The sequence below is a fragment of the Actinosynnema sp. NPDC059797 genome (genome assembly GCF_042732085.1).
Lineage (GTDB): Bacteria > Actinomycetota > Actinomycetes > Mycobacteriales > Pseudonocardiaceae > Actinosynnema.
Genome location: NZ_JBHWIE010000017.1, coordinates 22,658 through 43,807 on the forward strand (window position 1 = coordinate 22,658; position 21,150 = coordinate 43,807).

General features: G+C 72.8%; 17 protein-coding genes and 2 tRNA genes. 3 read left to right on the forward strand and 16 right to left on the reverse strand.

Features of this window, described 5'->3' with window-relative positions; translation table 11 throughout:
• Window positions 1–60 precede the first annotated feature (60 nt).
• From ACFV4N_RS08005 to ACFV4N_RS08040, 8 genes are all read right to left on the reverse strand, one after another.
• Window positions 61–954: an SWIM zinc finger family protein gene (locus ACFV4N_RS08005; RefSeq protein ID WP_499671739.1), complete on the reverse strand. Its 894-nt coding sequence runs from the start codon at window positions 952–954 to the stop codon at window positions 61–63.
• Window positions 947–3,784: a DEAD/DEAH box helicase gene (locus ACFV4N_RS08010; RefSeq protein ID WP_499671740.1), complete on the reverse strand. Its 2,838-nt coding sequence runs from the start codon at window positions 3,782–3,784 to the stop codon at window positions 947–949. Before ACFV4N_RS08010 ends, ACFV4N_RS08005 begins: the two co-directional genes overlap by 8 nt.
• Window positions 3,785–4,488: 704 nt before the next feature.
• The gene (locus ACFV4N_RS08015; RefSeq protein ID WP_499671741.1) at window positions 4,489–4,758 is read right to left on the reverse strand and encodes a GlsB/YeaQ/YmgE family stress response membrane protein; all 270 of its coding nucleotides are present in this window, start codon (window positions 4,756–4,758) and stop codon (window positions 4,489–4,491) included.
• A gap of 39 nt (window positions 4,759–4,797) precedes the next feature.
• Entirely contained in the window at window positions 4,798–5,328 is a 531-nt protein-coding gene (locus ACFV4N_RS08020; protein ID WP_499671742.1) for a hypothetical protein, read from the reverse strand.
• Between the two features lie 58 nt (window positions 5,329–5,386).
• Entirely contained in the window at window positions 5,387–6,475 is a 1,089-nt protein-coding gene (locus ACFV4N_RS08025; RefSeq protein ID WP_499671775.1) for a DNA cytosine methyltransferase, read from the reverse strand.
• A gap of 14 nt (window positions 6,476–6,489) precedes the next feature.
• Complete coding sequence (locus ACFV4N_RS08030; RefSeq protein ID WP_499671776.1) at window positions 6,490–6,876, reverse strand: very short patch repair endonuclease; 387 nt, start codon at window positions 6,874–6,876, stop codon at window positions 6,490–6,492.
• Window positions 6,877–6,929: 53 nt separating this feature from the next.
• Window positions 6,930–7,646, reverse strand: a complete 717-nt coding sequence (locus tag ACFV4N_RS08035) for a hypothetical protein (RefSeq protein WP_499671743.1) — start codon at window positions 7,644–7,646, stop codon at window positions 6,930–6,932.
• A 64-nt stretch (window positions 7,647–7,710) separates the two neighbouring features.
• The gene (locus tag ACFV4N_RS08040) at window positions 7,711–8,823 is read right to left on the reverse strand and encodes a DUF2786 domain-containing protein (RefSeq protein ID WP_499671744.1); all 1,113 of its coding nucleotides are present in this window, start codon (window positions 8,821–8,823) and stop codon (window positions 7,711–7,713) included.
• Between the two features lie 89 nt (window positions 8,824–8,912).
• Here ACFV4N_RS08040 and ACFV4N_RS08045 point away from each other — a divergent pair, with 89 nt between their 5' ends.
• Entirely contained in the window at window positions 8,913–9,557 is a 645-nt protein-coding gene (locus tag ACFV4N_RS08045) for a hypothetical protein (protein ID WP_499671745.1), read from the forward strand.
• 222 nt (window positions 9,558–9,779) lie between these two features.
• Here ACFV4N_RS08045 and ACFV4N_RS08050 read toward each other — a convergent pair whose 3' ends face one another.
• The 3 genes from ACFV4N_RS08050 to ACFV4N_RS08060 form a co-directional block, all read right to left on the reverse strand.
• Window positions 9,780–10,913: a hypothetical protein gene (locus tag ACFV4N_RS08050; protein ID WP_499671746.1), complete on the reverse strand. Its 1,134-nt coding sequence runs from the start codon at window positions 10,911–10,913 to the stop codon at window positions 9,780–9,782.
• Window positions 10,914–10,990: 77 nt separating this feature from the next.
• Entirely contained in the window at window positions 10,991–13,156 is a 2,166-nt protein-coding gene (locus tag ACFV4N_RS08055) for an ATP-binding protein (RefSeq protein ID WP_499671747.1), read from the reverse strand.
• Between the two features lie 254 nt (window positions 13,157–13,410).
• Window positions 13,411–13,483 (reverse strand) — tRNA-Lys (locus tag ACFV4N_RS08060).
• Between the two features lie 377 nt (window positions 13,484–13,860).
• Between ACFV4N_RS08060 and ACFV4N_RS08065 the strand changes: the two genes are divergently transcribed.
• Window positions 13,861–14,904: a L,D-transpeptidase gene (locus ACFV4N_RS08065; protein WP_499671748.1), complete on the forward strand. Its 1,044-nt coding sequence runs from the start codon at window positions 13,861–13,863 to the stop codon at window positions 14,902–14,904.
• Here ACFV4N_RS08065 and ACFV4N_RS08070 read toward each other — a convergent pair.
• From ACFV4N_RS08070 to ACFV4N_RS08085, 4 genes are all read right to left on the reverse strand, one after another.
• Complete coding sequence (locus ACFV4N_RS08070) at window positions 14,901–16,529, reverse strand: ABC-F family ATP-binding cassette domain-containing protein (RefSeq protein ID WP_499671749.1); 1,629 nt, start codon at window positions 16,527–16,529, stop codon at window positions 14,901–14,903. The two genes, ACFV4N_RS08065 and ACFV4N_RS08070, sit on opposite strands and share 4 nt — an antisense overlap.
• Window positions 16,530–16,605: 76 nt before the next feature.
• Window positions 16,606–16,681 (reverse strand) — tRNA-His (locus tag ACFV4N_RS08075).
• Window positions 16,682–16,744: 63 nt separating this feature from the next.
• On the reverse strand, window positions 16,745–17,356 hold the full coding sequence (orn, locus tag ACFV4N_RS08080; RefSeq protein WP_499671750.1) for an oligoribonuclease: 612 nt from the start codon (window positions 17,354–17,356) through the stop codon (window positions 16,745–16,747).
• A gap of 10 nt (window positions 17,357–17,366) precedes the next feature.
• Window positions 17,367–18,659, reverse strand: a complete 1,293-nt coding sequence (locus ACFV4N_RS08085) for an MFS transporter (RefSeq protein WP_499671777.1) — start codon at window positions 18,657–18,659, stop codon at window positions 17,367–17,369.
• A gap of 74 nt (window positions 18,660–18,733) precedes the next feature.
• On the opposite strand from ACFV4N_RS08085, the gene ACFV4N_RS08090 reads away from it, so the two are divergent.
• Complete coding sequence (locus tag ACFV4N_RS08090; RefSeq protein WP_499671751.1) at window positions 18,734–19,705, forward strand: GlxA family transcriptional regulator; 972 nt, start codon at window positions 18,734–18,736, stop codon at window positions 19,703–19,705.
• On the opposite strand, the gene ACFV4N_RS08095 is transcribed toward ACFV4N_RS08090, so the two are convergent.
• A complete protein-coding gene (locus ACFV4N_RS08095) occupies window positions 19,675–21,141 on the reverse strand; it encodes a PH domain-containing protein (RefSeq protein WP_499671778.1) in 1,467 nt (488 codons plus the stop codon). The two genes, ACFV4N_RS08090 and ACFV4N_RS08095, sit on opposite strands and share 31 nt — an antisense overlap.
• Window positions 21,142–21,150 lie beyond the last annotated feature (9 nt).

Below are 21,150 nucleotides of genomic sequence, written 5' to 3' on the forward strand. Positions count from 1 at the left end.
GTGGGTCGGCAGCGGTCCGGTGTTGGCTGGCGCCCGGTGTTCGCTACGGCTTGACGTTCGCTACGGCTTGGCGATCGACCGGTAGAGCGGGCGCAGCTCGTCCGTGACCGACCGGCCCGCCATCACCAGGGGGTCGAGCTGGTCGAGCAGCGCGTCCGGCCGTCCGGGCATCGGCTCGGGGATGTCCGGCACCGCCGCGTGCGGTTTCGGCCGGGTCCAGAACGACTCGAACGGGTCCTCCCGGGACGGGGGCGCGGCGTCCTCTCCCGACCCGCCTGGAGCACCTGCCTCACCCGGTTCGCGTCCGGTGCCGTGGTCGTGGTCGTCGTGCGCGTCGGGGCGCATGGGGGCCCGCAGCTCGCGCAGCCGGTCGAGCAGATCCTCCCGCGACCGGCCGCGCCAGGCCAGGATCTCGAACGGGTCGCGGTCGAACGACTCGGCCAGCAGGTAGCAGGCCGCGGCGAGGTGCTTGCACGGCACCTCCCAGTCCGGGCACGTGCAGTCCATCGACAGCTCGCGCAGGGTGTCCGGGAACAACGACAGGCCGAGTTCGGCGAACACGTCCTCGATCTCGGCCGGCATCTCGCCCGCGAGCAGCTTCGCCGCGAAGACGGCCCGGTCCGCCAGGCGGTGCTCGATGCGCGCCCACTCGTCCTCGTCGAACTTCCGCACCCCGATCCGCGCCCGGTACGGCTCCGCGCGCGACCCCATCACCAGCGCCACGACCAGGCTCGTCGACAGCGACAGGCTCATCACCTGCCCGGTCCGCGCGTAGGCGCGCCCCCGGACGAGCCGCCCGCCCATGCCGAACGACTCCAGCACCTCCACGAACCGGCGCGACCACCAGGTGCGCGCCACCTCGCCGCGCTTGCTGCGCAGCGTCAGCCCGCCCTCGACCCGGATGGGCCGCGACGGCGGGCGCTCGCCGTGCCAGTAGATCGTGCGGTCAACCACCGACGGCCTCCCCGGACAGGGCGAGCAGCTCGCGCAGCTCGCCGGTCGACAACTCGGTCAGCCAGTCCTCGCCCGCGCCGACCACGAGCTGCGCCAGGCCCCGCTTCTCCTCGATCATCCGGTCGATCCGCTCCTCCAGCGTGCCGACGCACACGAACTTGCGCACCTGCACGTGGTTGCGCTGCCCGATGCGGAACGCCCGGTCGGTGGCCTGGTCCTCCACGGCGGGGTTCCACCAGCGGTCCAGGTGGATGACGTGGTTGGCGGCGGTGAGGTTCAGCCCCGTGCCGCCGGCCTTCAGCGACAGCACGAACACCGACGGCCCGCCCTCCTCCTGGAACCGCCGGACCATCTCGTCCCGCGCCTTCTTCGGGGTGCCGCCGTGCAGGAACAGCACCTCGGTGTCGAACCGCGCGGCCAGGTGCGGCGCGACGAGGGCGCCGAACTCGGTGAACTGGGTGAAGCACAGCGCCTTGTCGCCGTCCGCCAGCGCCTCCTCCAGGACCTCCTCCAGGCGCGCCAGCTTCCCCGAGCGGCCCGCGACGCGCGAGGAGTCGCCGAGCAGCTGGGCGGGGTGGTTGCAGACCTGCTTGAGCTTGGACATCGTGCCCAGCACCACGCCGCGGCGCTGGATGCCGCGCACCTCGGCGATCCGCGCGAACATGTCGTCCACCACCGCCTGGTACAGCGACGCCTGCTCGGCGGTCAGCGTGCACAGCTGCGTGACCTCGATCTTGTCCGGCAGGTCGGTGATGACCCGCGGGTCGGTCTTGAGCCGGCGCAGCACGAACGGGCCGGTGATCCGGCGCAGCCGCAGCGCCGCGTCCTCGTCGTGGTGCCGCTCGACGGGCACGGCGAAGCGGGCGCGGAACGTGCTGAGCGAGCCCAGCACGCCGGGGTTGGCGAAGTCCATGATCGACCACAGCTCCGCCAGCCGGTTCTCCACCGGCGTGCCGGTCAGCGCCACGCGGTGCCGCGCGGGCAGCGCCCGCACCGCCCTGGACTGCCGCGTCGCGCTGTTCTTGATGTTCTGCGCCTCGTCGAGCACCACCCGGTCCCACTCCACGCGGGCGAGTTGGTCCGCGTCCCGCGCGACGACCGCGTAGGTGGTGACCACCAGGTCGCAGTCGGTGTCGAGCGCCCGCCCCGCGCCGTGGTGGACGCGGACCCGCAGGCCGGGGGTGAACCGCGCGGCCTCCCGCTGCCAGTTGCCGACCACCGACATCGGGCACACCAGCAGCGTCGGCGGGCGGTCGCCGTGCCGGCGGTTGTGCGCCTCCAGCGCCAGCAGCTGCACGGTCTTGCCCAGCCCCATGTCGTCGGCCAGGCACGCCCCGAGCCCCAGCCGGTCCAGGAACGCGAGCCACGCCAACCCGCGCCGCTGGTACGGCCGCAGCTCCCCGACCAGCCCCGGCGGGTGCTCCACCGGTTCCAGCCGCTGCTCCGCCTCGCCGGACAGCAGGTCGCCGAGCCAGCCGGTGGCCCTGACCCCGTTGAGCGGCAACGGCAGCGCCGCGTCGTCCGGGTGCAGGCCGGAGTGCAGCAGCACCTGGGCGGCCGTCATCCGCCCGCCGCCGCGCCCGAGGAACGCGAGGCCCGCGGCGAGCCGCTTGCGGTCGACGTGCACCCACTGGCCGCGCACCCGGACCAGCGGCACCTTGGCCTTGGCGAGCGCGGTCAACTCGGCCTCGGTCAACCGCTCGTCGCCGAGCGACAGCTCCCACCGGTAGTCGACGAGCACCTTCAGCCCGAGTTCGCTCTCCTTGGCGACGGTCCCCGCCGTGCCGCGGCTGGTCACCTCGAGGGTGAGCCCGAGCCGGCTCGGCTGCCGCCACCAGGAGGGCAGCAGCACCCCGAACCCGGCCTGCGCCAACAACCCCGCGTGCGTCAGGAAGTCGTAGGCGCCCTCGACGTCCAGCTCCAGCTCGACGGGCCGCTTGGCCGCCAGGGCGCGGTCCAGCGCGGGGTAGAGCCGACTGGCCCGGCCGAGATCACCGAGCAGCACCTCGTCCGGCCGATCGACCCACCTCCTCAACGCCGCGTCACCCCGGCGCCACAACTGCTGGGCCGACACCTGGACGCTCGGCTCGTCAACGGCCTGGAGCACGAACTCGACCCGCCACTGCTCGGTGAGGAACCCGCCCTGGTCGGGCGAGACGAGCCGGAAGCAGGTCCGAACCGGACTCTCCCGCAACCCGCGCGCGGCCCAGGTGTCCAGCAGTCGGCGCAACCCGGCCACCTCACCGGCAGCCCCCTCGACCCGGGGATCACCCGCCAACGCGGCCAGCCATCGCCCGACCACGCCGTCCTCGCGCGGGTTGACGGTGGGGGCGGTGGTGAGGCTGGGGGTAGGGGCGGCGGTGTGGCTGGTGGTGCGGTCGGCGGTGTGGCTGGTGGGGCTGGCGGTGCCGTCGGTGGTGAGGCCGTTGGTGGGTGCGGTGGTGTGGTCGGTGGCGGTGCCGGCAGCGGGGTTGGTGGTGGGGTTGGCGAGCAAACGCCGAACCTCTCGGTCGACGAGCCGGTCGAGCACGAGGGTCAGCAACCCGCCGTCGCCCTCGACACCGTTCCCGGCCACGACTCCGCCCGCGGCGGCGCGGAACGAGGCGGGCATGGTCGCCCGGAGTTCGGCGTGGCGCAACGAGTCGACCCCGGACAGGGCCGCCCGCCACCGAGCGGACCGGTCGTCGTCGAGCACCGGCAGCACTCGTCCGCGCCGCACCAGGTCCAGGCCGAAATCCACCGCCTCGGTCAGGAACTTGGCGGAGGCCGCGAGCCGGCAGTCCGCCGGCCGACCCGGCACGGCCCCGTCCCACCAGAGGACCGGGACCACCCACTCCCGCCACCGGAGGGCGCCGCGTCGGGGCGGTTGCTCCCGTGCCAACTCGGGTGAGGGCACCGGGCCGGAAGCCGAGGAAGGCAACCAGACCCGCAGCTCACCCACCTCTCCGGCTTCGGTCCCGCCACTCCCGACCCCGAACCCGTCCTCGACCGCGGTTCCCACCGCGGCCTCGGACTCCACCGCGACCGTTGCCCCGGCCCCGGCCCCGGCTCCGACCCCAGTCCCGGCTGCGGCCCCGGTCCCAGCCCCAGCCCTGGCCTCGGCTGCGGCCCCGGTCCCAGTCCCGGCCTCGGCTGCGGCCTCGACCCCAGCCCTGGTCCCGACTGCGGTTCTCGGTGCTGGTTCGGGGCCGGACCAGGTCCAGGTACCGGCGCTGGAACTGGGGCCGTTGGCACCAGGGTCGTCGGTGCCGCCGAGCAGCGCGCGCAGTTCCGCGCCGCCGATGGCGAACGGGTGTGGGACCGCCGCTCGTGGCAGCCGCCCCGTGACCCGGGCGGGCAGCCGCGAGTCCTCGGCCCACAGGGCCACCCGACCGTCGACAGCACCCAGGCTGTGCAGCACCAACACGAGGGCCGACTCTATGCGGCGTCACCGACATCGCCGGTCTGCCCGGGATCGGACCGGGAAGACCGGTGGTGCCGGCGGTGCCGGTGACACCGGTGGTGCCGGCGGTGCGGTCGGGAGTCGGTCAGTGATCAGTGGTACTGGCGGGACTTCGACCGTGCCAGGGTCGTCACGCCGACACCGGCCAGGCCCACCTGGAGCGCCAGTTCCAGCCAGTCGGGGCCCGAGGTGTCCGCCACCCCGAGCACCGACGCGGCGAAGGTGCCCAGCAGGGCCGCCGCCACGCCGACCAGGAGCGTCATCAACATCGAGAGGTGCTGCTTGCCCGGCACGACCAGCCTGCCGAGGCCACCGACGATCAGGCCGATGACCAGTGCCGAGATGAGCCCGGTGATCTCCACGAGAGGTCCTTTCCCCCGCCTACGCGTTCACCTCGAGCATCACCCCACCCCCTCCCCTCCCGAATCGGGTTTGCCCCTGACCCGCCCCTGATCCGGACCCTGAACCCCGAACACCTCGGCGCCCCCTCCGGAGAGGGCGCGACCGGGCACGTCCGGGTCGCAGCCGACCCTGGCCAGGCGCGACCTGATCGAGGTGGGCGAACGCTCCAGGCGGCGGGCCACGGCCCGGATCAGGTCGGTGCTCGGGCTGCCCTCCTCGGCGGCCAGCCACTCGGCGCGCAGGGCGTCGTCCAGTTCCGCGGTCCACGGTTGGTTGGCGTTGGCCGGGCGGTGGCCCGGTGAGCTGGGCGGTGGGGCGCTCAGCCTGCCCAGCGCGTCCAGGACCTGGCCCAGGAGCCTGCCCAGCCTGGTCCCGGCGTCGGCGGGCAGGCGCAGGGAGCCCTCGGCCACCAGCGCGCCGGAGGTGTCGGTGCCGGTCAGCTCCACCACCAGCTCCGGGTCTGCGGTGGCCGCCAGGCGGTAGGTCGTCGAACCGATGCGGGTGGTGTTCTCGTACGTGGTCGTCGTCATGGTGATGACGGTAGACCGGGGGTCTGACAATTTGTGGAAGTGCGGGCGTCCTGGCAGGTCAGGGGCACAGGGGACAGGTCGGGGCCGCCGCCGGGGCGCCGGTCAGGTACGGCTTGAGGTGCTCGGCGATGGCCCTCGCCAGCAGCGGGGGCACGGCGTTGCCGATCTGCCTGGCCACCTCGATCTTGGAGCCGCACCACTCGAAGTGGTCCGGGAAGGACTGGAGCCGGGCCGCTTCCAGGTGGGTGATCGGCCGGTCCACGCGGTGGCCGTCCTCGCCCGGCTCCCACTGCGGGTGCAGGTAGCGGCCCTTCTCCGGCTTGTAGAACTCGGTGCGGATGGTCAGCGACGGCTCGTCCCACCGCATCCGGCCCATCACGTCGGTGGTGCCGGTCTTCTTCTCCCGCCAGCACCGCGGCAGCAGCTCCGGCGGCAGGTCGAACCGCCCCCCGCCGGGTGGGACCAGGCGGTAGCGCAGCACCGACAGCGGCGTGGGGTTGCGGCCGATGTGCAGGTCCGGGCTCTTGAAGCGGCCGGGCAGGGTGCGGCCGAAGAACTCGACCTCGCACCTCGGCAGCGCCGTGGTGAGCGGCTTCTCGGGCAGGCCGCTCAGCACGTCGCGCACGGTGTGCCAGCGGTGTCGCGGGTGGGTCGGCTCGGGCAGCGGGATCCGCCCGATCCGCGAGCCGATCACGATGGCCCGGCGGCGGCGCTGGGGCACGCCGAAGTCCGCGGCCAGCAGGATGCCCGCGCTCAGCTCGTAGCCCTCGGTCTCGGCCTGGAGCAGCGCGAACTCGGTGGAGGACAGGAACCGGTCGACGTTCTCGATCACGAACACCGAGGGCTCGGCCCGCCGCACGAACCGCAGGTACTCGCGCCACAGCGAGTTGCGCGGGTCGTTGACGTCCCGGGAGCCCAGGTTGGAGAACCCCTGGCACGGCGGCCCGCCCACGATCACGTCGGCCCGGGGGATCGCGCCGTCCGGCACGGACGCGATGTCGGTCCAGCGGATGTGGTCCTCGCCGAAGTTCGCCGCGTACGTCGCCGCCGCGTGCAGGTCCCACTCGACCGCCATGACCGGCGCGTAGCCGCCCGCCGCCGCGAAGCCGGAGGTCATGCCACCACAGCCGGCGAACAGGTCGATCATGGACAGCACGGGGCTCAGGCTAGCCGACGCCGCCGGCCCAGCACCGCGTCCCGCACCCGACTCGCCGCCACGACCGGGTCCTCGTGCTCCCACACCCGCACCGCGAGCCAGCCCGCCTCGTCCAGCACGCGGTCGGTGTTGGCGTCCCGGGCCCGGTTGCCCTCGATCTTGGCGCGCCAGAACTCGCCGTTGCGCTTGGGCCACGTGCCGTGCTCCGGGCACCCGTGCCAGAAGCAGCCGTCGACGAACACCGCGACCTTGGCCGGCCCGAACACCACGTCGGCCTCGCGCCGCACCGCGCGCACCGGCCGCCGGTGCACCCGGTACCGCAGGCCGAGCCGGTGCAGCTCGCGCCGCAGCGCCACCTCGATCTCCGTGTCGCGCGAGCGCTGCTTGCTCATCCGGGCGCGGACGTCGTCCGTCGTCTCCAGCTTCGGCACCCGGCCATGATGGCTCACCCCGGGCCCGACCCGTCCCGCAGCCTCCGCGCCGCCCGGTCGAGCTGGTCGCGCGCCGGCAGGGACACCGGGCCCACGTCGGCGGACCGGGTGATCCGGAGGTCGGCGAAGAAGAACGGCGGCATCGCGCGCGCCAGCAGGTCGGCCGACCGCTGCGGGCCGCCGCGCGGGTTGAGCACCAGCCGGTCCACCCAGGCGTCGACCTCGAACACGACCGCCGCCAACGGGTGCACGCGCACGTCCAGCCCGTGCCCGCGCAGCACCGCCAGCACGTAGGCGTCGCGCAGGAACGCCAGGTAGTCGCGCACGACGCGGTCGCGCAGCGCGGCCCGCGCCTCGGCGCCCACCTCGGCGATGACCTCCCGCGCCGGTGTCCACAGCATCGCCCGCGCCCGCTCGTCCGCCTCGCAGAAACCGCGGAACGCCGGCCAGTCGGGTAATCGGCCCAGCGCCTCGACGACGTGGTGGGCCACGACGGTGAAAGGGAAGTCCGGCCGCCAGTCCCGGACGCCCGGCGAGTCCGCGGCGCCGGGCGCGGGCGCGCTGCGGCAGGCGGCCTCGACCTCGTCGGCGGTCACCCGCAGGACCGCGGCGGACTCGTGCGCCATCACCTGCTCCACCACCCGGCCCCGCCCGCGGTACCAGCCGTTGAAGCGCAACCTCGTCTCCTGCGTCACGTTGAACACCCTGCGCACGTCCAGTGCCGTCGTCATGACGCAGAGGGTAGGGACGGGCACCGACAGTCCCGGGGAACCGCAGCTCGGGCAGGCCGGGGGATCAGCCCAGCGACAGGTTCGCCCGGTCGGCGGCCGAGCGGCCCGCGTCCCAGCCCGCGGCGCTGCGCACGGACGTGGTCTTCGCCACGGTGCGGGTGAACATCGCGCCGAAGTACTCGTCCACCGCCTTCTTCCGCTCCGCCAGCACGGGCAGCAGCCGATCGTCGTCGGGCACCTCGTTGGCCGCGCGCAGCCGCTCCCCGATCCGGTGCGCGTAAGACAGCAGGAACGACTTGCGGAACGCCAGGGACCGCTCCTCCGACGCCTTGCCCGCCCGCTCGCCGGCGGCCACCATCGCCCGCGTCGCCTGCACCAGCAGCGACGCCGACAGCAGCTCGACGATCTCCAGGTCCAGCTCCTCGCCGACCAGCGCCACGAACCCCAGGTCGTACACCACGGCGCGGCACCGGTTGGCCTCCGCCACCACGTGCACGACCTGCGCCTTCCCGTCGAAGTACCGCTTGTCCAGCCACAGCCTGCGCGAGGTCGTGGTGGGCGCCTCGACCGGCATCCGCTCCAGCGCGTGCCGCGTGACCAGCTCCTGGGCCTTGGCCGACAGCGCCTCGGCCTCCTCGGGGAACGGCGTCGACTCGGCCTTGGCCAGCAGCCCGCGCACCCGGTTGAGCACCTTGGGGTCCACGTTGTGGTGGTCGAGGTCGGCCAGCGGCGTGCCCGGCCTCGGCACGATCACCGGCAGGGCCGGCAGCCCCACCAGCACGCCCAGCACCGCCACGGCGGCGGCCACGGCGTCGTCGCGCAGCTCGATGTGCCTGCGCGCCCACTCGTCCACCAGCGGCGCACCGGCGTCCCACCAGACCTCCGCGCCGATCTCCGCGAGCTGCTCCCGCCACGTCGGGTGCAGCACCGGGTACCGCGCGGCCTCCAGCGCGAGCGAGTCGACGAGGAACGACAGCGCGCGCTCGTCCACCTCCCGCCGGACCACCTCGTACACGTCGTAAGGCAGCCACCCGTGCTCCCACAGGTGCTCGAAGGCGCGCCCGAGCACCGCCCGCACCGCCTCGTCCACCTCGGTCGCGGGCAGGGAGGAGGTGCGCGGCAACCGGGCGCGACGGTTGGTCGCGGCCCGCCACAGCGCTCCGCGCAGGTCGTCCACGACCGCAGATTGTCCCCTTTCGGGTGTGGTGTCGCCGCACGCGGTGCGCGTTGCTCGCCCGAGTGCCCCGGTCGTGCCAGCCTCGCGCCGTGAGCAGGAAGGCGACGGTCGTGCACCGTCCACAGGGGACGCGGCCGACCCCGGTGCAGCGGGCGGTCCTGCGCCGCTGCCGCGCGCTCCCCGACCTGGACGACCCGCTGGAGCTGGAGCTGGTGGTCAGCCGCGCGGTCGCCGACGCGAGGCCGGACGAGGAGTTCTGGGCGGGCCTGATCGAGCACGCCGTGTCCCTGCCCAGCCGGCGCAACCACGCCCTGCTGCGCGTGCTCGCCGCCGTGCTGACCGGGCGCCCGCGCGAGTGGGCGGCCAACGCCGTGCCGCCCGTCGGGCCGGCCCTGGAGGTCGGCGACGCGTGGGTCTGCGACCGCTCGATCGACGCCGGGTACCTGATCCTGACCTGCGCGTACCGGTTCGCGGAGAACGCGCACGCGATGGTGTTCCTGATCGACGAGCTGGCCGGCGGGGTGGTGCGCAAGGCGTTCGTCACGCGCGACGTGACCACGGCGCGCGACCGGCTGGCCCGCCACGCCCCGCTGACCCTGATCGCCGCGGACGCAGCCCACTGGCTGCTGGCCAAGTCCTACGACCGGCTGGACCGCAGCGCCGTGGACGTGGGCGGCGACGTGCGGCGGACCAGGCTGCTGGCCCGCCGCCGGATCGCGCTGGCGTTCGGCTGACAGCGCGGCTCCGCCACCGGCGGCACGACGCGGCACCGGGGCGGGCGGGTCCGGGCAGCTCGTACGAGATCCGGAGCAGCAGCGCGGCCGACCGCCCCGGTAGGGAGGTCACCCGCGCCCGGACGACCGCCTGCGCACCACGCGCCGAGCCTCGTACCAGGCCCCCGGTCGACCGGCTTGTGGCTTCCGCTTCCCAGCACACGAGTTCCGCATGGCGGCGGTTCAGCGGGCGAAGCAGCCGGCCGGCGCGGGAACAGGGTCGAACCGGGCCGGCCCGTCCGGCTCGTCGAGCGCCATGTGCCCGTAGATGACCGTTCGGAGCACCGCCGCCGACGCCCCGGGCCGTGATGTGATGAACTCGACGGCGGACGTCCGGGGCGACCGCTCCCGGACGACCTCGGCGAATTGCTCGCTCAACGGGTCGTCCGGCCGCACGACGGGAACCGTGCGGTGCAGGATCTCCATCGCGGAACCGGGCGCCAACGCCTCCGGCGGGAACTCGGTGCGGAGCTGCGGGATCCCCAGAGCCGCGGCGTACAGCGAGACCGAGCCGTGGTCACCGATGAACCGGTCGGCGCAGAGCAGGTGGGAACGCCAATCCGCGAACGGCGGCACCAGGTGCAACCCCGCCTCGCGGTATGGCCTGCACCATGCCTCGACCTGCCAAGGGCTGTGTCCGAACCAGACGTTCGGGTGCAGCAGCAGCACGACGGCGGTGCCGTTGGCCGAAGCCTCCCGCACGGCCAGGTCGAGCACGTGCCCCGAAGCGCCGTAGAGCGAGTCGGGACCCCAGGTCGAACTCACCACCAGGAGTTCCTGCCCGTCTTCGACACCGAGTCGGCGTCGGTACTCGACGCGCTGCGCGACACCCGGTGCGAGGCGGTCGAAACAGGGGTCACCCGCTACGACCGCTGTGGGCAGGGCCACTGGGCAGTGCTCCTTCAGCATGTCGATCTCGGCCTCGTGGGACAGCACCAGGGTGTTCGGGACCACGCGTCCGTCTCGGACCAGGTGCTGCTCGCTCAAGCCGTACACCGCGAGGGGGGCGGACCGGGTTTCGCGCGATGCGCGGGTCACGTACTTGTTGTAGCCCGCTCCGTGCGGCAGCGTCACGATCGGGGCTTGGAGGTCGGCCAGGCCCGTGTACCCGGATGCGAGCGCGACGTCGAACCGCGTCTCGACCGCCTGCTGCCAGGGGATGACGACCACCCGCAAGCTTTCCAGCAGCGGCCGCACCCCTGCGGTGAACACGGCGGGAGCTTGCGTGAACACGGTTTGCACCCGCTGGTCGGAGGCGAACAGCGCGGTCACGTCCAACAGCCGTTGCAGGGCGGTGACCGAATGCGCGACGACCAAGGCGGTGCGTTCCTGGCGGCGGGTGACCCAGCGCTGGGCATCACGTCCGATGGGGACGCGAAGCCATCCTTCGGGGATCAACCGGTCGTTCCTCCCAGCTCCCTGAGGCGGTGAAGACGTTGTTCCACGCTACGCGCCTCACGCGCGTCGAGCGTCAGGTACATCTGCAGCGCTCCGCGGTAGTGCGTTTCCGCCTCCGTTCTCCGCCCCCTGGCCTCGGCGACCTGCCCCAGCAAGCTCCACACCTCGGCGAGCCGGTACTCCGATCCGAACTGCCGCATGACCTGGAGTCCTTCTGTCAAGTGGTCGAGCGCCTCGTCGTAGAGGCCGGTGCCGACGTACACCCTTCCGAGGGCGATCAACGACCTCGCGTAGTTGTACGGGTCCGCGTCGAAGTGCCGCTGCATCGTGGCGTGCGCCTGTCGCAGCTCTTCCAGCGCCCGCTCGTGCCGGTTGTCGTCGAGCAGCACAAGACCGAGGTGGATCTGGACGACGGCTGCGTCCCGGGAGTGATCCCGCTCCAGGTGGAGCCGGAGCGCCTGCTCCAGGCATCGTCGGGCATCGTCCGCCCGACCCCGGTCGTGGTGGACCCGGCCGAGGTCGGCTAGGGAGTCGGCCTCGCCCCGGGGGTTCCCGATCGACCTGTTGATCGACACCGCCTCCTCCAGGTCCTCGACAGCACCGGTGAACCTGCCCATCAGGCCGAAGAGCCGGCCGCGGCGTTTCAGCATGTCCGCTTCCGCCCTGCGGTTTCCCCATGCCCGTGCGCTCTCGACGCCCATCGAGTCGATCTCCAGGCGATCGCGGTAGTGCCTGCGGTAGAGGAAGAACGACCACAGGGCGTCGCAGAGGTGCCAGGTGGCTTCGGGCATGGCGCGGGAGTGCGCACTCCTCGTGACGGCCATCAGGTTGCCGCGTTCCTCGTCCAGCCAGGTCAGCGCGGCCTTCCGGCTGTCGAAGGTCCTGCGCGCGCCCACATCGTGACGGTCGGCGTAGCGGGTCGTCGGTCGGTAAGGGGTGATGGCGCGATCGGCGGCCCGGGCGGCGTGCACGTACCACTCCACGATGCGCTCGAAGGCGGCAGTTCGGTCCTCTTCTCTCATCCGTCGTTCACAGCACTCGCGTGCGTGGATCCTGATGAGGTCGTTGAACCGGTACGTGTCGTCACCCCTGCTTTCGAGCAGGTTCGCGTTGACCAGTGATGTGAGCGCCCTGTCGGTTTGTTCGGGGGAGAACCTGGCTGCGGCGCTCGCGAGCTCCGGAGTGAAATGGGTTCCGGGGTGGAGGCTCAGCAACCGGTAGATCTTTCTTCCCGGCGGCGGTTGTTCGCGGTACGAAAGGTCGAAAGACGCCCGCACCGAGAGCGTGGGATCGACCGACAGCCTGCTCAGGCGCTGGTGCTCGTCGCGGAGTTCGGACACCTCCTTGGCGATCGAACGCTCGGGCCGGCTGCTGAGGCGTGCCGAGGCGCCGCACAGCGCGAGCGGCATGCCGTGGCAGAGTTCGGCCAGTTCCGCCGCCGACCGGGGCTCGCGGGCCACCCGTTCGGGGCCGAGTGCCTTCCTGAGCAGGGCGAGCGAACCCTCCTCATCGAGCGGAGCCAGGTTGATGAAGTGGCCGCCTGCCGCGGCCAGGGCGCCCAAGCGGGATCTGCTGGTCGCCACCGTCATGCCGGCGCCGGAAGGCATCAGCGCCTGAACCTGGCCGGCGGAGGACGCGTTGTCGAGCACGGTGAGGAGCGAACGCTGCGAGGTGACGGTGCGAAAAAGCGATTGCTGTTCGCTGAGTTCAACGGGAATTTTCTCGGGAGGTATGCCGAGTGCTCTCAAGAACTGTCCGAGCACCTCGCCGGGGTCTACGTCCTTGTCATTGCCGTATGGGCGTAGATTCGCATACAGTTGCCCGTTGGGGAAGATATCGCCGCGACGTTGCAGCGCGTTTATCGCGAGCGTGGTCTTGCCGACACCGCTGGGGCCGCTGATCACGACGAGCACCGGTGCGTCCACCGACGCCTGAGCGGCCAGGTCCGCCAACCTCGCGCACTCGGCGTCCCTGGCGACGAAGTGGCCGTTCGGCGGCGGGAGCTGGTGCGGTGTCGACGGCATTCGGACGTCGCGCCCGTGGTGCAGATGAACGCCGCCGGTGACCGATCCGGTCTGCACCACGCTGCCGTTGACGCTCGTCACCTCGTTGAGCGCTCCCGCGGTGAACCGGTTGTCCTGCCGTGGACCGTCGGAACCCATCCCGTCCACGTCCTCTCGCCGGTCGACAGCACCCGAGTATGGACGTGCGCAGCCCTCTCTGGGGGCGGTCGGTGGTCCGTCCACCCTTTCTTCGCAGCGCGTGGTCGGAAGCCGCAGTTGCGAACGCGCTCGACGGGAACCGCGAGCGAGTCGTTTGCGGGATTGAGCACGCCGGGAAGTAGGCCCGCTCTGCTCGACGCGTGCTCTGACGCAAAATAAAGAGGGCCACCAGTGGTGGCCCTCTTCGCGTGTTGTGCGCCGCCAGGGACTCGAACCCCGAACCCGCTGATTAAGAGTCAGCTGCTCTGCCAGTTGAGCTAGCGGCGCTCGGACCGTCTTGCTCCGTCCGACGTGGAGAACATTAGCACAGCGCTCGGCGCGGCTCCCAATCGCCTGGTCAGGGCAGGTGTGCGCGCCCTCGTCCAGGGGGAACTTCGCCCTGATAACGATCCGGCATCCTGGGCAACACCGTCAACCCTCCAGGCGTCACCTTGTCAGGGGAAGCCGAAGTCCTGCTGTTACGGGCTGATGTGGCTGCCGGGGATGAGCGGAGGGTGTGGATGTACCGCAAGCGGGGGGCCTGGGGAGTCGTCGCGATCGGGCTGGTTGCGACGTTGGTCACAGGGTGTTCGTCGGGGTCGGCCTCGTCGGGGGCCTCCGGGCCCAAGGAGACCTCCACCTCGTCGACGCCGCCGCCCAAGCCCGTGACGTTGAGCACCGGGCCCGCCGACGCGGCCGTGGACGTGCCGCCCGGCGTCCCCGTGGTGGCGACGGCGACGGACGGCAAGATCACCGAGGTCGCGCTGACCAACCCCGAGGGCAAGGCCGTCGCCGGGCAGGTGTCGCCCGACGGTCTCCAGTGGACCAACAGCGAGCCGCTCGGCTACGACAAGACCTACACCCTCGCGGTGACGGGCGTGGGCGCCGACGGGCAGTCGGTCACCAGGACCTCGTCGTTCACCACCGTCAAGCCGCGCACCCTGACCTACCTCTCCATCAACCCGCTGGACGGCTCCACGGTGGGCGTCGGCCAGCCGCTGGCCTTCTACTTCGACGAGCCGATCGCCGACAAGGCCGCGGCCGAGGCGATGATCTCCATCACCACGGAGCCCAAGGTCGAGGGCGCCTTCTACTGGTTCGACGAGAAGACCGTGCACTGGCGGCCGCAGAACTACTGGACCCCCGGCACGAAGGTCACCATCGACGCGAAGATCTACGGCAAGCACGTCGGCGGCGGCATCTACGGCGAAGAGGACCGCCACGTCACCACCACCATCGGCGACGCGGTCGTCCACGAGGCCGACGGCGCCTCGCACCAGGTCGTCACGAAGGTCAACGGCCAGGTCGTGCGCACCATGCCGACCTCCATGGGCGACGCCCAGAACCCCACCCCCACGGGCACCTACGTGCTCACCGAGAAGCACGCCCACATGGTGATGGACTCCCGCACCTACGGCCTGTCGCTGGAGGCCGGCGGCTACGTCACCCCGGTGGACTGGGCGTTCCGCATGTCCAACAGCGGCATCTTCTTCCACAGCGCGCCGTGGTCGGTGGGCGACCAGGGGCACCGCAACGTCAGCCACGGCTGCCTGAACCTCTCGCCCGAGAACGCCAAGTGGGTGTTCGACAACTCCAAGCAGGGTGACATCGTGATCGTCACCAACTCCGGCGGCCCGGTGCTCCAGCCGTGGGACGGCTTCGGCGACTGGCAGATCCCGTGGGACCAGTGGGTGAAGGGCAACCGCTAGCGATCGGTCACGCGACCCGCCGCCACCTCCAGGCGGCGGGTCGTGCGCACCGCGTCCAGCATCCGCCGGTCGTGGGTGACCAGCAGCAACGTCCCCGTGTAGGTCTCCAGCGCCGACTCCAGCTGCTCGATCGCGGGCAGGTCGAGGTGGTTGGTCGGCTCGTCGAGCACCAGCAGGTTCACGCCGCGCGCCTGGAGCAGCGCCAGCGCCGCCCGCGTCCGCTCGCCGGGTGACAGCGACGCGGCGGGCCGCAGCACGTGCGCCGCCTTCAGCCCGAACTTGGCCAGCAGCGTCCGCACGTCCGCGGGCGTCATCGCCGGCACGGCCGCCTCGAACGCGTCCGCCAGCGCCTCCCCGCCCAGGAACAGGCCGCGCGCCTGGTCGATCTCGCCGACCACCACGCCCGAGCCGAGCGAGGACGACCCCGACTCCAGCGGCACCCGCCCGAGCAGCGCGGCCAGCAGCGTCGACTTGCCCGAGCCGTTCGCCCCGGTGATCGCGACCCGGTCGGCCCAGTCCACCTGGAGGTCCACCGGGCCCAGCGCGAAGCCGCCGCGCCGCACCACGGCCGACCGCAGCACGGCCACCACGTCGCCCGAGCGCGGCGCCGCGGCGATCTCCATCCGCAGCTCCCACTCCTTGCGGGGCTCCTCGACGACCTCCAGCCGCTCGATCAGCCGCTCCGTCTGCCGGGCCTTGGCCGCCTGCTTCTCGGTCGCCTCGCTGCGGAACTTGCGGCCGATCTTGTCGTTGTCGGACGCCTTGCGCCGGGCGTTCTTGACGCCCTTCTCCATCCACGCCCGCTGCGACCGGGCGCGCTCCTCCAGCGAAGCGCGCGTGCCGGCGTACTCCTCGTAGTCCTCGCGGGCGTGCCGGCGGGCGATCTCCCGCTCCTCCAGGTACGACTCGTAGCCGCCGCCGTAGGAGCGCACCTGCTGCTGCGCCAGGTCCAGCTCGACGACCCGGGTCACGGTGCGCGCCAGGAACTCCCGGTCGTGCGACACCAGCACGGTCCCCGCCCGCAGCCCGGACACGAACCGCTCCAGCCGCTCCAGGCCGTCCAGGTCCAGGTCGTTGGTCGGCTCGTCGAGCAGGAACACGTCGTACCGGCTCAGCAGCAGCGACGCCATGCCCGCCCGCGCCGCCTGCCCGCCGGACAGCGAGGTCATCGGCTGGTCCAGCGACACGTCCAGGCCGAGGTCGGCCGCCACCTCCTCGGACCGCTCGTCCAGGTCGGCGCCGCCGAGCGCGAGCCACCGCTCCAGCGCCTCGGAGTAGCCCTCGTCGGCGCCGGCGGCCAGCGCCTCGGTGGCCCGGTCCAGCTCGGCCTGCGCGGCCGCCACGCCCGTGCGTCGGGCCAGGAACCCGCGCACCGTCTCGCCGGGGCGGCGTTCGGGTTCCTGCGGCAGGTGCCCCACGGTCGCCGTCGTGGGTGAGAGGCGGATCACACCCTCCTCGGCGGGCAGCAGCCCGGCCAGGGTGCGGAGGAGCGTCGACTTCCCCGCGCCGTTCACCCCGACCAGGCCGATCACGTCGCCGGGCGCGACGACGAGGTCCAGCCCGGAGAACAGCACGCGGTCGCCGTGCCCGGCGGCCAGGCCCTTGGCCACGAGTGTGGCGCTCACGACAACCTCCCCGGAGAAACGCCTGCGGACGCGCAAAAGAAGACGCCCCCCGACCGGAGTCGGGGGGCGTTCCGCTTGGGGTGAGTGACGGGACTTGAACCCGCGACACCTGGGATCACAACCCAGTGCTCTGCCAGCTGAGCTACACCCACCAAGACCGGTTGACCCGGCGGCATGAAGCATACAGTGCCATGCCGCCGGGTCTGAAATCGACCCTATTCCACGCGGTCGGCGGCCAGCAGCTCACCGGCGACGGCCTGCGCCTGCTCCGAGGTCGGGCCCGGTTGCGGCACGAACGCGGTGCGCCGGTAGTACGCCAGCTCGCGGATCGACTCGCGCACGTCGGCGAGCGCTCGGTGCGCGAGGCCCTTCCCCGGCTGCGCGTAGTAGATGCGCGGGTACCAGCGCCGGCACAGCTCCTTGATCGACGACACGTCGACCATCCGGTAGTGCAGGTGGGCGTCCAGCTCCGGCATGTCGCGGGCGATGAACCCGCGGTCGGTGGCGATGGAGTTGCCCGCGAGCGGCGCGGTGCGCGGGTCGGGCACCCACTCCTTGATGTAGGCCAGCACCCGCGCCTCGGCGTCGGCCAGCGTCACGGTGGACCGGCGCACCTCCTCGGTGAGCCCCGACCTGGCGTGCATCTGCACCACGACGTCCGGCATCGAGTCGAGCGCGGTGTCGTCGGCGTGGATCACCACGTCGACCCCCTCGCCGAGCACGTTCAGCTCCGCGTCGGTCACCAGCGCCGCGATCTCGATCAGGGCGTCCTTGCCGAGGTCGAGTCCGGTCATCTCGCAGTCGATCCACACCAGGCGATCCATCACCAGCGCAAGCCTAGTCGCCCGGCACCCGCGCACCCGCCGGCTCCGGCACGAGGTCGTTACCGATCTCATCACGCCGCCGGGACCGCACCCTGGTCGACAGGACCGCGGCGGTGGCGCTGAGCAGCCCGGCGGCGTACCAGGCGGGCGCGTAGTCGCCGAAGTGGTCCCGGGCCAGGCCCGCCGCCGTGGCGGCGACGGCGGCGCCGAGCTGGTGCGAGGCGAAGACCCAGCCGAACACGATCGGGGCGGCCGGGCCGAACACCTCGCGGCACAGGGCGACCGTCGGCGGCACGGTCGCCACCCAATCGAGGCCGTAGAAGATGATGAACACCAGCATCGACGGGTGCACGGAGTCCTGGAACAGCTGCGGCAGCACCAGCAGCGACGCGCCGCGCAGCGCGTAGTACACGGCCAGCAGCACCCGCGGGTCGACGTGGTCGGTCAGCCAGCCGGACAGCACGGTGCCGGCGATGTCGAAGATCCCGACCAGGGCGAGCAGCCCCGCGGCGGTGGTGGTGGGCATGCCGTGGTCGTGGGCGGCGGGGATGAAGTGCGTGCCGACCAGGCCGTTGGTGGTGGCGCCGCAGATGGCGAAACCCGCGGCCAGGTACCAGAACGGGCCGGTGCGGGCGGCGTCGCGCAGCGCGCCCAGGGCCCGGCGGGCGCTGCCGGGCGCGGCGGGCGGCGCGGGCGCCACCGCGGTGCCGCCGTACGGCGTCGTGCCCACGTCGGCGGGGTGCTCGCGCAGGAACAGCAGCACCAGCGGCACCACGGCCAGCGCCGCGACCGACACCAGCACCGACGCCGAGCGCCAGCCCGAGGACTCCGCCAGCGCGGCCACCGCGGGCAGGAACACCAGTTGGCCGGTCGCGCCGCCCGCCGTGAGCACGCCGGTGACCAGGCCGCGGTGCTTGACGAACCACCGGCCGGTGAGGACGGCGACGAACGACAGCGCCATCGAGCCCGTGCCCAGGCCCACCAGCACGCCCCAGAGCAGCACGAGCTGCCAGGTCGTGGTCATGAAGACGGTCAGGCCGCTGCCGACGGAGACCAGCGCCAGCGCGACCGCCACCACGCGGCGCACGCCGAAGCGCTCCATCAGGGCGGCGGCGAACGGCGCGGTCAGGCCGTACAGCACGAGGTTGACCGACACGGCGAACCCGATGGTGCCGGTGGACCAGCCGAACTCCCGCCGGAGGGGTTCGACCAGCGCGCCCGGCGCCGCCCGGAACGCGGCCGCGCCGACGAGCGCGGTGAACGCCACGCCCGCGACCACCCATGCCCAGTTCTGCTTGCTTCGCATCACGCGACGAAGCCTCCAGGGCGGGGTGAAGATCGAACAGTGGCCCGATAGCCAATATGTGCAAGGATCTGGCCATGGATCGTCGCCACCTGGTCGCCGTGCTGGCGCTGGACGAAGTCGTGGGGTTCGACCTGGGCACCCCGCCGCAGATCTTCAACGCGGCGCGGGACGAGGACGAGCGGCGGTTCTACCGGGTCCGGGTGTGCACGCCCGGCGGCCGGCCGGTCCGCAGCTCGGCCGGGTTCACCGTCACCCCGGACCACGGCCTGGAGGTGCTGGCCGAGGCGGACACGGTCGTCGTGGCCGGCGTGCACCAGCCCGAGCTGCTGGAGCGCGGCGTCCTCGAAGCGCCCGTGCGCGACGCCCTGCGCGCGGCGGCGGCCCGGGGCGCGCGGATCGTGTCCATCTGCACGGGCGCGTTCGCGCTGGCCGCCGCGGGCCTGCTGGACGGCCGCCGCGCCACCACGCACTGGGGCCACGCCGAGAACTTCCGCCGCCTGTTCCCGGCCGTGGACCTCGACCCGGACGTGCTGTTCGTCGACGAGGGCGACGTGCTGACCTCGGCGGGCGTCGGCGCGGGCATCGACCTGTGCCTGCACGTGGTGCGCAACGACCACGGCAGCCGCATCGCGAACATGGCCGCGCGCCGCTGCGTCGTGCCGCCGTGGCGGGCCGGCGGGCAGTCCCAGTACATCGTCCGCCCCGTGCCCGAGCAGGGCGACACCTCCACCGCGCCCACCCGCGCGTGGGCGCTGGAGCACCTGGACGAGCCGCTGAGCCTGAAGGTGCTGGCCGACCACGCCCGGATGAGCGTGCGCACGTTCACCCGCCGGTTCCACGAGGAGACCGGGATGAGCGCCGTCAAGTGGCTGTACCAGCAGCGCGTCGAGCGGGCGCGCCACCTGCTGGAGACCACGGACCTGACCGTCGACCTGGTGGCCAGGCACGCGGGCTTCGGCACGGCCACCGCGCTGCGGCAGCAGATGAGCGCGGCCCTCGGCGTGCCGCCCAGCGTCTACCGCACCACGTTCCGCTCGGCGGTCTGATCGGACCGCTCCAGGAACGGCCGCAGCAGGTCGGGCACCGCCGCGTCGGCCAGCGCCAGGCCGTCGGCCTCGGCCACGTCCACCACGGAGTACGCGCCGTCGCCGGCGGCGGTCGTGGCGGTGACGGTGACCAGGCCCGCGCGGCGCTGGAAGAACGAGCGGGACACGCGCCAGCCGATGATGCCGGTGCGCTGGAGCGCCGCGGTCTCCCGGATCACGGAGCCGCCACGCGCCACCAGGTAGCGGTCGGTCAGCGCGTGGCCCAGGGCGCGGTAGCGGTCCCAGCCCAGCGCCGCCGAGAACGGCACCAGCGCCAGCACCACCTGCCACGTCCAGGGCGGCGCCCACCACGCCAGCCCGGCCGCCACCACCAGCAGCGGCACCACGGCGCGCACCAGCCGGCGGCGCAGCGCGGCCGCGGGGTGGCGGCGCAGCGGCGCCAGCGTCGGCGGGGGACCCGGGCGCAGCACCGCCGCGGCCACCCGGTGCGCCTCGGCCACCGGCGCGGCGGGCAGCAGCAGGTTGCTCTCGCCCTTGCGGCCCAGACCGGTCGTCACCGCCTTCGCGTGCGCGCCCCGACCCGCCCGCAGCAGCAGCGGCTCCACCAGCTCGACGCCGCGGAGTCGTTGCTCCGCAACGGAAACCGAGCGCGTGGTGAGCAGGCCGCGCCGGACCCGGACCGTGTCGTCGGGCTCCCTGGTCAGCCGGTAGCCCCAGAACTGCACCACGTACACCAGCACCGAGCCCACCACCGCGACCACCAGCACCACGCCGGTGAACAGCGCGGCGGTCAGCCACAGCGGCCGGTCCACCACCCAGTGCGCGGCGTCGGTCAGCGGGCCGAGCACCTCCAGGTCCAGCTCGCGCGTGAAGTTCACCACGAAGCCGAACAGCGCGCCGGCTGCCACCAGGCCCGACAGCGTCAGCGGCGCGTACCGCAGCCAGCGGGTGTCCCATTCGGACAGCACCTCGCCGGGCCGCTCGTCCGCGTCGGCGCCCGCGTCCGCGCCCGCGGCGGGCGCGTCGGACCGCGCGGTGGTCAGCAGCAGCACCCGCAGCCGCTCCGCCTCGGCCGACGACACCGCGTCCAGCGTCAGGCCGTCCTCACCGGGCTGGTCGCGCTGCCCGGTGCCGACCCGGATCGCGGACAGGCCGAACAGCCGGTGCCCGAGCTTCGCGGTGAGGTCCACGGTGCGGACGCGGTCGCGCGGCACCGCCAGGTGCTTGCGCACCAGCAGCCCGGTGCGCAGCTCCACCTGCTCGGTGGTGATCCGGTACCGCGTGGTGACCCAGCGCAGCAGGCCGAACAGCACGATCGCCACGACCACGCCGGCGCTGGTCGCCAGCCGCCACGCCTCGCCGCGGCCCAGCACCAGCAGGCCGACGAACACCGGCACGAGGCCCACCAGCTCGTTGAGCGGCCGCACGACGATCATGCGCACGTC